The sequence below is a fragment of the Nonomuraea sp. NPDC047529 genome (genome assembly GCF_040642995.1).
Lineage (GTDB): Bacteria > Actinomycetota > Actinomycetes > Streptosporangiales > Streptosporangiaceae > Nonomuraea.
This window is the reverse complement of the sequence record NZ_JBEYTJ010000041.1, coordinates 87571-101319: the sequence shown is the minus strand read 5'-3', so window position 1 is coordinate 101319 and position 13749 is coordinate 87571. Positions and strand designations below refer to the sequence as shown.

The 13749-nt window shown below is 71.8% G+C and carries 10 protein-coding genes; 3 read left to right on the top strand and 7 right to left on the bottom strand.

Translation table 11 applies throughout. The features are described from left to right. Window positions 1–412: 412 nt before the first annotated feature. Window positions 413–1438, top strand: coding sequence for an AI-2E family transporter (locus tag ABZ815_RS42760; protein WP_357707233.1), 1026 nt, complete (start codon window positions 413–415; stop codon window positions 1436–1438). Here ABZ815_RS42760 and ABZ815_RS42755 read toward each other — a convergent pair. The 4 genes from ABZ815_RS42755 to ABZ815_RS42740 all read right to left on the bottom strand — a co-directional run bounded on the left by ABZ815_RS42755 (window position 1415) and on the right by ABZ815_RS42740 (window position 6130). Further along, entirely contained in the window at window positions 1415–2320 is a 906-nt protein-coding gene (locus ABZ815_RS42755) for a helix-turn-helix transcriptional regulator (RefSeq protein WP_357707231.1), read from the bottom strand. The genes ABZ815_RS42760 and ABZ815_RS42755 overlap by 24 nt on opposite strands. Before the next feature lie 36 nt (window positions 2321–2356). After that, window positions 2357–3211 carry a hypothetical protein gene (locus tag ABZ815_RS42750; protein WP_357707229.1) on the bottom strand — a complete coding sequence of 285 codons (855 nt, stop codon included), beginning with the start codon at window positions 3209–3211 and terminating at the stop codon, window positions 2357–2359. An 85-nt stretch (window positions 3212–3296) separates the two neighbouring features. Continuing rightward, window positions 3297–5072: a hypothetical protein gene (locus ABZ815_RS42745; RefSeq protein WP_357707228.1), complete on the bottom strand. Its 1776-nt coding sequence runs from the start codon at window positions 5070–5072 to the stop codon at window positions 3297–3299. Further along, window positions 5069–6130 (bottom strand): MoxR family ATPase, encoded by a 1062-nt coding sequence (locus ABZ815_RS42740; protein ID WP_357707227.1) that lies wholly within the window; start codon window positions 6128–6130, stop codon window positions 5069–5071. The genes ABZ815_RS42745 and ABZ815_RS42740 overlap by 4 nt, the downstream gene beginning before the upstream one ends. A 244-nt stretch (window positions 6131–6374) precedes the next feature. On the opposite strand from ABZ815_RS42740, the gene erm reads away from it, so the two are divergent. After that, window positions 6375–7205 (top strand): ErmE/ErmH/ErmO/ErmR family 23S rRNA (adenine(2058)-N(6))-methyltransferase, encoded by an 831-nt coding sequence (gene erm, locus ABZ815_RS42735; protein WP_357707225.1) that lies wholly within the window; start codon window positions 6375–6377, stop codon window positions 7203–7205. On the opposite strand, the gene ABZ815_RS42730 is transcribed toward erm, so the two are convergent. Next, window positions 7191–8573 (bottom strand): hypothetical protein, encoded by a 1383-nt coding sequence (locus tag ABZ815_RS42730; protein ID WP_357707223.1) that lies wholly within the window; start codon window positions 8571–8573, stop codon window positions 7191–7193. The genes erm and ABZ815_RS42730 overlap by 15 nt on opposite strands. Window positions 8574–8690: 117 nt before the next feature. Between ABZ815_RS42730 and ABZ815_RS42725 the strand changes: the two genes are divergently transcribed. After that, entirely contained in the window at window positions 8691–10277 is a 1587-nt protein-coding gene (locus ABZ815_RS42725; protein WP_357707221.1) for a molybdopterin-dependent oxidoreductase, read from the top strand. On the opposite strand, the gene ABZ815_RS42720 is transcribed toward ABZ815_RS42725, so the two are convergent. Continuing rightward, window positions 10264–12090, bottom strand: coding sequence for a glycoside hydrolase family 18 protein (locus ABZ815_RS42720; protein WP_357707219.1), 1827 nt, complete (start codon window positions 12088–12090; stop codon window positions 10264–10266). The two genes, ABZ815_RS42725 and ABZ815_RS42720, sit on opposite strands and share 14 nt — an antisense overlap. After that, the gene (locus tag ABZ815_RS42715; protein ID WP_357707217.1) at window positions 12087–13745 is read right to left on the bottom strand and encodes a carbohydrate binding domain-containing protein; all 1659 of its coding nucleotides are present in this window, start codon (window positions 13743–13745) and stop codon (window positions 12087–12089) included. Before ABZ815_RS42715 ends, ABZ815_RS42720 begins: the two co-directional genes overlap by 4 nt. Window positions 13746–13749 lie beyond the last annotated feature (4 nt).

Sequence of the window (13749 nt, the reverse complement as noted above, 5' to 3'; positions counted from 1 at the left end):
TTCTCAAGAAACGGACGCGTACTTCCTCACCAGAACCCGTTCCCGGATCCTCGTTCAGAGGCGTTCATTTCGTCTTGCGTTCTTTCGTTGTGTCTTAATTCTTTCAGCCGTTCAAGTCTCTGTCAAATTGACCGGACTTGCTCGACCTGCGGTAATTAAGTCGCGCCCCGTTTCCGGGACAACCCCTCTAACTTACTCCCAGGCCCGATTCTTGTCGAATCGACCTTCCGTGGACGCGGACGTCCGCCGGAGTGGCAGTGTCTGGAGGTGGCCCCCGAGTGAGGCCGACGATCAACGCCGTCCTCGTGGGACTGGTGAACTCTATGTACGGCTCCCGGAACCGTCAAATCGGCGGCCCGCCCCTCGCCGACAAGGCATGGTGGGTAGGTATTCCGGCGTGCGAGATCAAGCCGTGCCGAGAGCACTCATCCTCCTGGTGGGCATCGCCGGCGCGGTGATCGCCCTTTTCGGACTTCGCGAGATCAATTCCATCGTCGGGCCTGTCGTGCTGGCGCTCGTGCTGGTCATCGCCGTCGCCCCGGTCCGCAGTTGGCTGGCGGCCCGGCGGGCGCCCATTTGGGTCCAGGTGGCAGTGCCGTTCCTGATCGTGGTGCTGGTGCTGCTCGGCATGGTGGGCATCCTGACGATCTCCGCCACCCAGCTCGCGTCACTGCTGCCGACGTACGCCAAGCAGTTCGAGGAGCTGCTGGCCGCGTCGGAGCACTGGGCCGGCACGCACGGTCTGGGCAACGACGTGCTGGGCCGGGCGGTGCGGGCGCTCGATCCCGGCAGGATGCTGGGGCTGGCGCAGAGCCTGCTCGGCAGCCTGATCGGCGTGCTGTCGAGTCTGTTCCTCATCGTGGTGCTGCTGCTGGCGATGTGCCTCGACGCACCGGCGACGGCGCGGATCCTCACCACCGGGGAGGGGAACAGGCCGCAACTGGTGACGGCGCTGGCGACGTTCGCGCACAAGACACGGCGGTATCTCATCGTCTCGACCGTGTTCGGGCTGATCGACGCCGTTCTCGACGTCATCGTGCTGTCGTTGCTGGACGTGCCGTTGCCGCTGTTGTGGGGGGTGCTGGCGTTGATCGCGAACTACATCCCGAACATCGGGTTCGTCATCGGGCTGCTGCCACCCGCGCTGCTGGCGCTCCTGCACGGCGGTGTGAAGACGATGGTGCTGGTCGTCGTGGCGTACATCGTCATCAACGTGGTCACGCAGTCGTTCATCATGCCCAAGTTCCTGGGGGACGCGGTGGGGCTCTCGACCACGATGACGTTCCTGTCGCTGATCGTGTGGACGTTCATGCTGGGGCCGCTCGGCGCGATCCTGGCGATTCCGCTCAGTCTTCTGACGCGGGCGTTGCTGATCGACAGCGATCCGAGCGCGAAGTGGGCGCAGGCGCTGGTGTCAGGGAAGATGCCGAACGGGTGAGACCAGGCGGCCCAGCGGGACGCCGCTCAGCCGCTTCACGTCGTGGGACAGGTGGGCCTGGTCGGCGTAGCCGGCGCGGACCGCCACCTCCGCCGGTGGCACGCCCGCGCGGGCCAGGGTGAGCGCGCGCTGGAAGCGGACGATGCGCTGGAGGGTCTTGGGCGAGTAGCCGAAGGAGGCGACGCTGCGGCGGTGGAGCTGGCGTTCGCTGAGGCCGAGGGTCCAGGCGACGTCGCGCACGCTGCGGCCCATGCGCAGCGCCCTGGCGATGGCGGGCGCGGCCGGGTCGGGGTCGGGGGCCTCGCGCAGGCGGGCCGCGACGGCGGCGCGCATGGCGGCCAGGCGCGCCGCCATGCCGGCGGGGTCGGTATCGGTACGGGCCCTCCACGAGGCGGTCGGTGCACCCTCCCGGCGGGAGGCGGCCCCGGCGGGCTCGAAGGCCGCGCCGCCAGGTGCGAAGGCGTCGGACGCGAGCCCCGCTCCAACGGACGCGAGCGCCGGGCCCGGTGCGAGAGCCGACTCAGGTGCGAAGGCCGGATCCGACGCGAAGGGCTGGGCGAGGGTCGGGTCGGTCAGGACGGTGAGGGCGGGGAGGTCGGGCAGGGGGACGCGGCGGTCGAGGAGCTCGTGGACCGGGACGCCGAAGACGGCCCCCACCGCACCCGGCCGGAAGCGGACTCCGACGAAGGTGTCACCCGCCGCCATCGGGGTCGGCACCGGCCCGGTGTCGGGGCCGGCCACGAAGAGGCCGCCGGGGCCCCAGATGAGGTCGACGCAGGCGTCGGGCACCACGAGTTGCGTGGTGTCGCCCTCGCTGACCTGCTGCCACACGCACACGACACGGCCGGCGAGGTCGTCGCCCGGGTGTCGTTCCGCGTACATGCGTCCAACGTATGCGACGCCACCGACAGAACCGGTTCAGGCGGGCAGGCGGCCGTACGCGCGCAGGGTCTTCAGGTGCTGGACGGTCAGGTAGCCCGCCCATTCGTGCGCCACGATCGGGGTCCAGACGGCCCAGTTCGGGTACCAGCCGCCTTCCTCGTCCTGCCCGTCGGCCAGGGCGTCGAGGTGGACGTCGAGGATGGCGGCGTCGAAGAGGGGCAGGGCCGACGGCGTGGGGGCGAGGTCGAGCGGATAGTGCACCGCGCCGTCGGCGTGGGTGTCGAAGGTGACCGTGGCCAGGACGGCCTCGCGCAGGCGGGCGAACTCGGCCAGCGCCCGTTCCCGGTCGGGGACGTGTTCGAGGAACACGAGGAGGGCGCGGGCCTCGTACGAGGTGGTCTGCGTGAGCGTGGCGATGCGTGACCAGCAGAAGTCGGTCGCGGGCCCGAGCCAGGGGTGGGTGACGCCGTGCTTGTGCAGGAGCCCGGCGAGCGCGGCGGTGGGGTTGAGGTTGCCGGGCGGGTCGTCGTCGGTCTGCCACCAGGGCGCGCGCGGCGTGTCGCGGACGGACGGCAGCACGAACGGCACCCCTCCCCCGGCGGCCGTGATGCCGACCAGGTAGTCGCAGGCGGCGGCGACCATCGGGGAGTCGAAGGCGTCGAGCTCGTCGAGGATCCAGAAGGCGACCTCGACCGGCTGCGGCTGGCTGCCGGCGCCGCGCAGGTCGGGCTCAAGGGCGTTGCCGAAGCCGCCGTCGGCGTTCTGGTGGCAGCGCAGGGCGTCGAGCACGCGGTCGCGGGAGCCGGAGGCGAACAGGGCCTCGAACCGCAGCCGGTCGATCAGCCTGCCGTGCAGGCGGAGGAAGTGTGCTGCCCGGTCAAGTGTGTCCATGTCGTCCTCCGTCGTTGGGCGCTTGCCTTGGCGAAGCTACCCGACCGGGCGGGACGGGCTCTTGTAGGAATCGGACACGCCGGGGTCACTTCATGTGGAAGACCGGGCCGCGCGGCCGGAAGGGCAGCGGCGCGCCCTGCGGCACGAGGAAGGCGTGCTCGCGGCGGATGCGCAGCACGTCGCACTGGCCGTCGGTGATCAGCAGGATCGGGCCGTCCGGCGGGAAGTCGTCGGCGCGTTCGAGCAGCTTGACGCCGGGCTGGAGGATCGTGCCGCCCCGGCCGCGTACCCTGACCCGGCCGGCGATCTCCTCGACCGGCAGGTAGCCGGCGTCGTAGGCCATGGCGTCGCAGAAGACGACCCTGGCCCGCGGCACGTCGCGGGCGGCGGCGTAGGAGGCGATGGCGCCGAGCGCCTTGCCGAGCAGCCTGACGTCCATGGAGCCGGAGGTGTCGAGCACGACGCCGAACGTCTTCTTCCGCACGACCTCCTCGGGCCGTACCCGGCCGGGGCGCGGGATGCCGGGGCTGGAGGCCTGGCGGCGGGAGGCGCGGGCGTACGAGCGGCGCGTCTCCTCGGGCTGGAAGTGCTCGTCGAACCAGCGGGCGAGCTGGGCGTCCCAGGGCAGGGGCGGCTGGTCGAGCGCGCGGATCTCCTGTTCGAGCCCGGCGGGCAGCAGGCCGCGTCCGCCGGAGTGGTGGTAGGCCAGGCCGGTGGACAGGGCGTTGCGGTAGTAGTCGTCGAGGTCGACGTAGTCGTGGGCCTGGCGGGGTGGGCGGTCGAGCACGTCGCCGGCGCCCTGGCCGCGCAGGGTGGCCAGCTTGCGCATGCGCCGCAGGTCTCCGGCGATCCGGTCGTAGACGGCCTCGGCGGACATCGCGCCGAGCGACTGGTCGAACAGCAGCCCTTCGGGCATCTCGCCGACGCCCATCTCGACCAGCCAGCCATTGATCACGTAGTCGCAGGCGACGTTCCACAGGTACGGGTCGCGCATGCCGACCCGTTCGCCGTGCCGCAGGGCGGCGTGCAGCATCTCGTGGGCCAGCACGAAACGCCATTCGTGCTCGGTGTGCGCGGCCAGCGGGTTGACGTAGATCTCGCCCGCCTCGGCGCTGACCGCGGCGATCGCGATGTCCCAGGCCCTGGCCAGCTCGGCGTCCGAGACGATCTTCATGCCCGCGGCCAGCGCGCCGAGCAGCGGGTACGACGACATGAACCAGCGCAGCGCGTTGTCCCAGGGGCCCTTGACGTGGCCTTCGGCGGGGGTGCGCGGCGCGCCCACGCGGTCGAGCGCGGACGTGGCGGACCAGGCGATGCCGATCGCGAACGCGCGCTGGAAGTCGAAGTGCGCGGCGTCCTCCTCGGTGCCGACGTGGAAGTCGGGCAGGCCGAGCGGCTGGAAGCGGGGCGGGACGCCGATCCTGCGCCATCGTTCGGACAGCGTGACCTCGTCCTCCTCGGGCAGCTCGTCGGGCAGCGGCGCGGGGCAACGTCCGATCTTGACCGTGCGGAGGAAACGATCGACCGCCACGCAGCAGGCGGCGTGGTAGGCGGGCTCGGGCAGGTGGCCGTCGACGTCCTTGGGCGCGCAGACGCGCGGGTCGGCGTGGCCGAAGCCCAGGTGGAGCAGCAGGTGGGCGAAGACCCACGCCCACTCCTCGGCGGGGGCGCGGCGCTTGGAGTGGAAGGTGACGTCGCCGTCGTCGCCGACGACCGCCCACGTCTCGGGTGACAGCCGGCAGTCGGCGTCCTCCAGCAGGGTGTTGCGGAAGCCGGCGAACATCGGGTGGCGCTTGACGGCGGCCCAGCCGTTCATGACCTCGGCCCGCCAGGGGTCGACCTTGGGCTTGTGGCGGCTCACGAGCGGGCCGCCATGAGCCGGGGCACGTCCCTGCCGATCTCGACGAGGAACCACGTGGGCAGCGCGGGCGCGCCGTCCGCGTCGTTGGCGATGACGAGCTGGGCGCATTCGAGGGAGATCTCGGCCAGCTCGACGAGCAGCGTCTTGGCACGGAAGCCCAGGTCGCGGCCGCGGGCGGAGGCGCCGCGCTTGTCGGCGGGCAGCTCCTTGATCAGGCGGGCGCGGAAGGTCTCGGCCAGGAAGTAGAGCAGGTCGCGCTCCTCGGGGCGGCGCGGCCAGGGCGCCTCGCCCTTGAGCACGGCGTCGAGGTCGTAGGCGTGCCGGACGGTCTTGACGTAGGCGCGGAAGGCCGAGGCGTGGGCGGTGGTGAGGGTGCCGAAGGCGAGCATCGCGATCGTGTCGTCGCCGACGTCGTCGCCGTAGGAGGTGAGCACGTCGGAGAGCATGTGCCAGGCGCGCGGCGAGGAGAACGGCTCCTCGGTCTTGGGCGGCGGGCTCCACAGGTGGTCGGGGCGCTGGACGAGGTAGTCGACGATCCACGGGTGGATGCCGGCGTCCGCCGCCCACTTCAGCCAGTCGTCGGCCGAGGCGCGCAGGTGCACGTGGACGAGGCGGTTGATCAGGGCCGAGGCCATCGGGCGGGCCAGCGCGTTGTCGGTGGCCCGGTTGCCGGCGCCGATCACGACCGAGCCGGGGGGCAGCTCGTACGCGCCGATGCGGTGGTCGAGGATCAGCGAGTAGAACGCCTTCTGCACCTCGGGCGCGGAGGCGTTGAGCTCGTCGAGGAACAGGCAGTAGGGCTCGTCGCGGGCGATCGACTCCGGGGGCGCGAACCGGCTGCGCCCGCCGACCAGCTCGGGCACGCCGATCAGGTCCTCGGGGGCGAGCTGGGTGCCGAGCAGGGTCACGCAATCCAGGCCGAGCGAGGCGGCGAACTCGCGTACCAGCGAGCTCTTGCCGATGCCGGGGGCGCCCCACAGGAAGACGGGACGGACGACGGCGACGTGCAGCAGCACCTCCGGGAGCTGCGCCGGGGTGACCGTGACCGTTGCCTGCATGCGTCCCAGGGTGACGAACCGGGCGCGGCGCCGCATCACATTTATTCGTTTGCCCTGGTGGCGCGGACCGGCCTACTGTCGGCGCCATGCATTCCACGTTCTGCACGGCGTTCTGCACCGTGTTCATCCGCATCCGCCACGGCCGGGCTCTGGCCCGCTAGCGGACGACTGACACCGCGCGTCCGCCGGCGCGCCCAGGGCCCTTCGAGACCTGTTCATCTCGAGGACCCGAAAGGGCAGTGCTGTGGCGCAGAACTTCGCGCACGGAAACTATTCACACACCCAGAAGAACGTCAGGAACGGCGGGGGCGCCGGTCGCACGCCCACCGACCGGCTCAGGCGTGAGCTCTCGCAGAACTTCCTGGCCGACCGGCACGCCGTGGACCTGATGGTCAAGGCGGCGGCGCCCGAGGGGCTGGTGCTCGAACCCGGCTCGGGGCCGGGCGCGCTCACGCTGGCGCTGGCCGAGGCCGGGGCGCACGTGATCGGGTACGAGCTCGACCCCCGGCTCGCCGGGCGGCTGGCCTCGCTCACGCGCGACAATCCCCGGATCGAGGTGGTCAGGGGTGACTTCACGGCCGCGCGGGCGCCGCGTGAGCCGTTCGCGGTCGTGGGCAACATCCCGTACTCGATCACGTCGAGGATCGTCGACTGGTGCCTGCGGGCGCGGGAGCTGACCTCGGCGACGTTGCTCACGCAGCGGGAGTACGCGCGCAAGCGCACCGGCGACTACGGCCGGTGGAGCCTGGTCACGGTGTCGTCGTGGCCGTGGTTCGACTGGCGGCTCGGCGACACGATCGGCAGGGAGAGCTTCCGTCCCGTGCCGTCGGTGGACTCGGCGATCCTGCGCGTGCAGCGGCGGCCCGAGCCGCTGGTGAGCGATCGTGCCGGCTACCTGGAGCTGGTGGAGCTGGGCTTCGGCGGGGTCGGCGGCTCGGTGCGCGCCTCCCTGCGTACGCGCCACCGAGGGGTGGACGCGGCGCTCGGCGAGGCGGGCGTGGCCCGCGACGCCGTCGTGGGCCACGTGCACCCGGACCAGTGGGTGGCCGTGTGGCGGCGGCTAAACCGCCGTTGAGGTGATCCTCGGCGGGACCGTGGCGACCCTGTCCTGGGCCGTCGACACACGACGGTTCCAGGGCATGGCCAGCAGCAGCACCGGCAGCAGCACGATGGAGGCCCGCGACCAGTCGCGGTGGAGGAACCACCAGTCGTTGGTGCTGAACTGCGTCATGTACAGGTAGCCGTAGGCGGCCCAGAAGGAGACGCCGACGATGGCCGGCCAGGCCCACCTGGTCGGCCTGGCCACCAGGAACGGCATGAACCACAGCAGGTACTGGGCGCCGAGGCGGGGCGTCATGACCATGAAGACGAGCAGGATGGCCGTGGTCAGGTCGATCGGGTCGGCCCGCCGCCACAGCAGCAGGACGACGATGACGCTGCCGTAGATGAGCTTCGTGCCGAACGAGGCCAGCTCCGGCATCAGGGCCCAGTCGCCGCCGGTGAACCACGGCGTGTAGCCCCATTCGCCGACGATCGGGCGGATGTCCTGGATCGTACGGATGACTGCGGGGATCTGGTCGAGCGTGGTGCCCGCGAAGATCGGCGAGGTGACCAGGAAGAACACCGGGACCAGGCCGGTGACGACGAGCGCGGCGATCCTGGCCCGCAGGTGGGGCAGGAGCAGCAGCATGCCGGGGATCAGCCAGATCGGCCAGCTCTTGGCGCACAGCGCGAGGCCCATCAGCAGCCCGGCCAGCAGGGCGCGCCGCAGGTCGGCCCGGTCGCCGGAGCCGGGCATGAGGGCGCGGCGCAGCATGCCGCCGCGGCCGAGCACCCTGCGCACCGAGGTGCCGACGCCGTAGGCGGCCATGCCCTGGCGCACCCTGGCGACGACGTCGGTGGTGAGGCCGGGACGGTCGGGGGCGCCGGGGCCGCGGGCGACCACGAACGCGGCCACGCCGAACACGAGCGCGACCGGCTCGACCTGGCCGTGGACGCTGGCGATGAGCAGGGCCAGCGGGTTGAGCGCGTACTGGAGGGCGCGCAGGGACGCCTTGGGGCCGCCGGCCAGCTTGGCGACCAGCGGGATCAGCACGATGTCGGCGACCACGGTGACCAGGCGGCCGGCGTACTCCCAGGGGATGCCGAGCCACAGCAGGATGCCGTAGACGTAGGGGATGGTCGGCAGGAAGTGCCAGCCGCCCTCGCTGGCCAGGACCGGGTCCTTGCCCTGGAGCACCGCCTCGCCGGCGGGCTTGAAGCTCTCCATGAAGTCGACGGGTTGCCATGAGTCGATCGCGGAGGTGTACATGATCAGCACCCGGACGGCGATGCCGACGAGGACGGCGGCCCAGAGGGGCGGTCTCCAGTCGCGCCACTGCGCGACGAGGGCGAACACGACACCGGCGACGAGGACTATCCCCGTGAGAACTGCGTAATCCATGGCGGCCCCTAGCCTGCCGTAACAATCTGAGTGCCGCCACCAGGGCTTCCAATTCTTATCCCCGACATGCGGACACGTAACGCGATAGAACATGACTGTCTGTGTTGAACTTTTTCCATGGGGGGATCGCAGGTCAACCAGGCACTGGTCAGGCTCTATTTCGAGGTGAGGGACGGGGTCCGTGACCCGGTCGCGGCCTGGGCGAAACTCACAGGGAACTCTCAGGTCTACCGCGCCCGGCGTGGCGAACGGCGCGTCCCGCTGGACGACGCCACGGCGGCCGAGCTGGCGGCGGCGGCGATTGTGCACACCGCGTCCGAGCACGGTGCGGACCGGGTGGCGGCGCTGGCCACGTCTCCGCTGGCCGGGCTGGTGGACGGGCTGGGCGGCGCGCTGCTGACCGAGCATCCGTGCGCGTCGGAGCAGGTGCTCGGGCCGCGGTTCACGGGGCCGGGGGCCGAGGACTGGGCGCGGGCGGCGTACGTGCTGCTGTGGGGCGAGAACAACCGGCTGGCCCGGACGGCGGACACGCCCTGGGTGATCGCCGGGCGGTACAAGGGCCAGAAGGTGGTGGCGATCGGCACCCATCCGACCCGGCTGTCGGACGAGACGCTGGTCGTGCGGCCGGGCACGGACGGCGCGCTGGCCATGGCGATGGGACACGTGCTGCTGAAGGAGTTCTTCCTCGACCGGCCGCCGTTCGCCGCGCACGCGATGGAGCACACGGACCTGCCGTTCCTGGTGCGGCTGCGGGAGCGTGAGGACGCGTACGTGCCGGGCGGGCTGCTCGGCCGGGCCTGCGACCGGCTCAGCCTGTACGGCGGCGAGGCGGTGCAGGTGCTGCTGCCGCGCTTCGACTTCGGGCCGGGCGTGCTGCGGCGCGGCGTGCCGGTCGTCCGGGACGGCGGCGAGCTGGTGACCACGGTGTTCGACCTGCTGCTGGCCGCCTACGGCGTGGCGCGGGACGGGCTGCCGGGGGTGTGGCCGCAGGGGTACGGGGACCGGGAGCCGTACACGCCGGGCTGGCAGGAGATCTACACCGGGGTGGCCGCCTCGCGGACCGTGAAGACGGCGCGGGAGCTGGGCGTGACGGCGGAGAAGACCGGCGGGCGGTGCATGATCGTGCCGGGACGGCTGGAGACGCCGCACGCCGACACCGCCTACCGGGCGATGCTGGCGCTGCTGGTGCTGACCGGGTGCGGCAGCGGGTGGGCGCAGCCGGCGGGCGGGGCGGGGATCCCGCTGGTGCCGTACCTGTGCCTGCACGCCTGCGGCGAGGACCGCGCGGACGTGGGCGCGCTGAGCTGGGCTCTGTGCGAGGGCCTGTTCGCGCGCCGCACGTCGCGTTCGGTGCTGCTGGAGGCGGTGCGCGACGGGTGGCCGATGGCCCCTTCGCCGCGCGTGCTGGCCATCCCCCGGCCGATCTACCCGCTGCCGCCGGAGGTCGACCTGCTCATCGGCCCCGACGAGCAGTGCGACCTGGCGCCGCCGGACGCGGGCCTGGTGGCCGAGGCGGTCACCAGGCTGGCCGGGCGGACGTCCCGGGCGGACCCGGACGGCACGCCGGCGGACGGGCGCATGCGCCTGCTGGTCGACCACGCCTGGATGCACGAGTACGGCGAGGCGCTGCCGACCTACCGTCCGCCGGGGTTGGGGGTGCCGCTCAAGCCCACCCAGCTCGTCCGGCCGTTCACAGGCCGTTGAGATAGGCCCGGTGGTTCCGTGAGAACTCGAAGGCGTTGTACCTGTCCCAGTTGATCGACCAGGTCATCAGGCCGCGCAGGTTCGGGTAGACCCCGCGTGGCCGGTAGGAGCCGCAGTTGCTGCCCTTGGCCAGGCAGTCGAACGCCTTCTGGACCTCGGCGACGGTGGTGAACCCGTTGCCCGCGTTGGGCGAGGCGGGCAGTCCGATGGCAACCTGGTCCTGGCGCAGCGGCGGGAACACGTTGCCGGCGTTGCCCATGATCGGGAAGCCGGCCAGCAGCATGTCCGTCATGGCGACGTGGAAGTCGGCGCCGCCCATCGTGTGGTACTGGTTGTCCAGGCCGGTGATCGGGCCGGAGTTGTAGTCCTGCACGTGCAGCAGGGTGAGGTCGTCGCGCAGGGCGTGGATGACCGGCAGGTAGGAGGCGGCCCTGCTGTCGGCCGAGCCGTTCGGGCCGGGGCCGTAGAACTGGTAGCCGAGCTGCACGAAGAACGTCTCGGGCGCCATGGTGAGCACGAACTTGGCGCCGTAGCGGCTCTTGAGCGAGCGCAGCGCGGAGATCAGGTTGACGACGACGGGCGTGGTGGGGCTGGCCAGGTTCGTGTCGCCCTGGTTGAGGTAGAGGGAGTGGCCCTCGAAGTCGACGTCGAGGCCGTCGAGGCCGTACCTGTCGATGATGGCCGCGACCGACTCGACGAACTTGTCCCTGGCGGCCGTGGTGGTGAGCTGCACCTGGCCGTTCTGGCCGCCGATGGAGATGAGCACCTTCTTGCCCTGGGCCTGCTTGGCCTTGATGGCGGCGACGAAGTCGGCCTCGGGCTCGACGTTCGGGCACTCGGCGACCGGGCACTGGCGGAAGCGGATGTCGCCGGAGGTCACCGAGGTGGGCTCGCCGAAGGCCAGGTTGATGACGTCCCACTCGGCGGGGACGTCGGCCATGCGGATGTAGCCGGAGCCGTTGGCGAAGGAGGCGTGCAGGTAGCCGACCATGACGCGCTTGGGCAGGCCGCCACCCCCGCCGCCGCCGGTCGTGGTGGTGCCGGTGGCCTCGGGGGTGTAGGCCGAGCAGTTGCCGGCCGCGTCGCAGGCCCGGACCTTGAAGCGGTAGGCGGTGGAGGCGCTGAGGCCGGTGGCGGTGTGGCTGGTGCCGGTCGCGGCGACCGGTGAGCCGCCGTCGCGGGAGACCTCGTACCGGTCCACGCCGACGTTGTCGGTGGAGGCCGACCAGGTGGCGGTGAGCGTGCTGCTCGTCGCGCCGCCGACGGTCAGGTTGCCGGGGACGGTGGGTGCCTGGGTGTCGCCGCCTCCTCCGCCGCCGGGTGCGCCGTCCAGGACGACGTCGTCGGCGACGTAGGCGCTCTGGCCGTACCAGGAGTTGAGGTAGATGGTCACGGACGTGGTGGTGGCGCCGGTGGTGAACGTGGTGCGCAGCTGCGTCCAGGCCGAGCCGGGCGAGCCCCAGGTCTGGGGGTCGGTGCCGCCGGTGCCGGTCGCGCCGAGGAAGACGTAGCCGCCCTGCACCCAGGCCGACAGCGTGTACGACGACGACGGCTGCACCTTGATCTGCTGCTGGCAGCGGGCGAGGTCGGCGCCCGCCGGGGTGGCCCGCAGGGCCTTCGTCCCGCCGTGGACGGGCGAGGTGACGGCGGCGGCGCCGGAGGAGACGCTGCAGGTCCAGCCGGTCAGCCCGTCCTCGAAACCGGGATTGACGGCGATGTTGGCCGCCAGGGCGGGAGTGGCGGTCAGTCCCGCCGTGCCGAGGGCGAGCGCGACCGCCGCCACGGCGGTGCGCCACCTGAAGATGCCGCTCATCCGGTGAACCCCTTGAAGATGTTCGTGAACTCGTAGGGCGACTGGGAGGTCCCGCTGCAGGTCGGGGAGACCTGGCCGTTGGGGCAGCCGCCGTTGTCGCGGGCGGCGGACCAGAAGCCGACGAATCCGATGTGGTTGCTGTTGGCCCAGGTCAGGAGCTTGCGGGCGTCGGCCTGGGTGGTGGTCATGCCGGTGTCGTTCTTGCCGATCATGGGGGTGACGCCGAGCGCGCGCCTGAGCTGGGCGTCGCTCTTGGCGGGCCAGACGCCCTTCATCTGGCCGAGCGTGGCCTGGGCGGCGGCGGTCATCGCGTCGCCCCAGTTGCCGGTGTAGCCGAAGTTCATCAGCATCGGGTTGACGATCACGTCGAGGCCCTTGGCGGCGGCGTCCTGGAGGATCTGCAGCGAGAACGGGTCCACGCCGTAGTCCTGGCCCTGCACGCGCAGCGTGTAGCTGATCACCGTGCCGCGTTCGGTCTGGAGCTGCTTGAGCGCGGTGTTGACCTTGCTCGCGTCGATGCTCGCCTCGACGTCGACGTCCAGGTGGTTGGTGCCGACGGTGTCGAGCACCTTCTTGTAGGCGGCCAGCAGCGCCGCCGAGGTGCCGCAGGCGTGCTCCAGGTACGGTCCGACCGCGCCGCCGCTGGCCACGACCACCTGGCCGCCCTGGGCCTGGAGTGCCTTGACGTCGTTGAGGATCCGGGTGTCGGCGAGCGGGATCGTGCCGCCCCAGGCCGGGTTGCAGCCGCTGCTGTCGCCGAGGACGAAGGCCAGCGTGTAGTTCTTCACGCCGGTCGCGGCGGCCGCGCTCACCAGGGACGGGCTCGTCATCGTGATGTCGATGTAGGGCGCGTACCTGATGTCGCCGGCGGGCGGGACGGTGTCCTTGGACGTGCGGCCGCCGACCGGGGCCGAGTAGGCCGAGCAGTTGCCGGCGGCGTCGCAGGCCCTGACGCGGAAGGAGTAGGCGGTGTCCGGGGTCAGGCCGGTCGCGGTGTGGCTGGTCGTGGTGACGGTGACGGGGGCGGCCTCGTCCCTGGAGACCTCGTAGCGGGCCACCGAGCCGGAGTCGTCGGTGGAGGGCGACCAGGTCACGGTGAGGCTGGTGCCGGTGGGGCCGCCGACGGCCACGCCGCCGGGGACGGTCGGCGCCTGGGTGTCGGGCGGGCCGCCGGGGCCGTCGAGGACGATGTCGTCGACGGTGTAGGCGCTCTGGCCGTACCAGCCGTTGACGTACACGGTCACGGAGGTGGTGTTCGCGCCGGTGGTGAAGGAGGTCTTGAGCTGGCCCCACTGGTTGCCGGGGGCGCCCCACGTGCTGGCGTTGACGCCGGTGCCGGTCGCGCCGAGGAAGACGTAGGAGCCCTGGGCCCAGGCGGAGAGCTGGTAGGCGGTGCCGGGCTTGACGGTCACGGTCTGCTGGCATCGGGCGAGGTCGGAGCCCTGCGGGGTGGCCTGAAGGGCCTGGGCGCCGCCGTGCGCGGGGCTGGTGACGGCCTGCGCGCCGGCGGGGCACGTCCAGCCGCTCAGGCCGGACTCGAAGCCGGGGTTGGACAGGATGTTCGCGGCGGCGGCCGGGGTGGCGTGCAGGGCGGTGAGCCCCAGCGCGGCCAGGGCCGTGGCGGCCAGCCCGCGCAATCTGATGCGGGGTCTCATGGCG

Bases quoted from the DNA above. Each gene is read 5' to 3' on its own strand.
- ABZ815_RS42755 (WP_357707231.1), bottom strand. From the start codon at position 2,320: ATGTACGCGGAACGACACCCGGGCGACGACCTCGCCGGCCGTGTCGTG.
- ABZ815_RS42750 (WP_357707229.1), bottom strand. From the start codon at position 3,211: ATGGACACACTTGACCGGGCAGCACACTTCCTCCGCCTGCACGGCAGG.
- ABZ815_RS42740 (WP_357707227.1), bottom strand. From the start codon at position 6,130: ATGCAGGCAACGGTCACGGTCACCCCGGCGCAGCTCCCGGAGGTGCTG.
- ABZ815_RS42730 (WP_357707223.1), bottom strand. From the start codon at position 8,573: ATGGATTACGCAGTTCTCACGGGGATAGTCCTCGTCGCCGGTGTCGTG.
- ABZ815_RS42725 (WP_357707221.1), top strand. From the start codon at position 8,691: ATGGGGGGATCGCAGGTCAACCAGGCACTGGTCAGGCTCTATTTCGAG.
- ABZ815_RS42720 (WP_357707219.1), bottom strand. From the start codon at position 12,090: ATGAGCGGCATCTTCAGGTGGCGCACCGCCGTGGCGGCGGTCGCGCTC.
- ABZ815_RS42715 (WP_357707217.1), bottom strand. From the start codon at position 13,745: ATGAGACCCCGCATCAGATTGCGCGGGCTGGCCGCCACGGCCCTGGCC.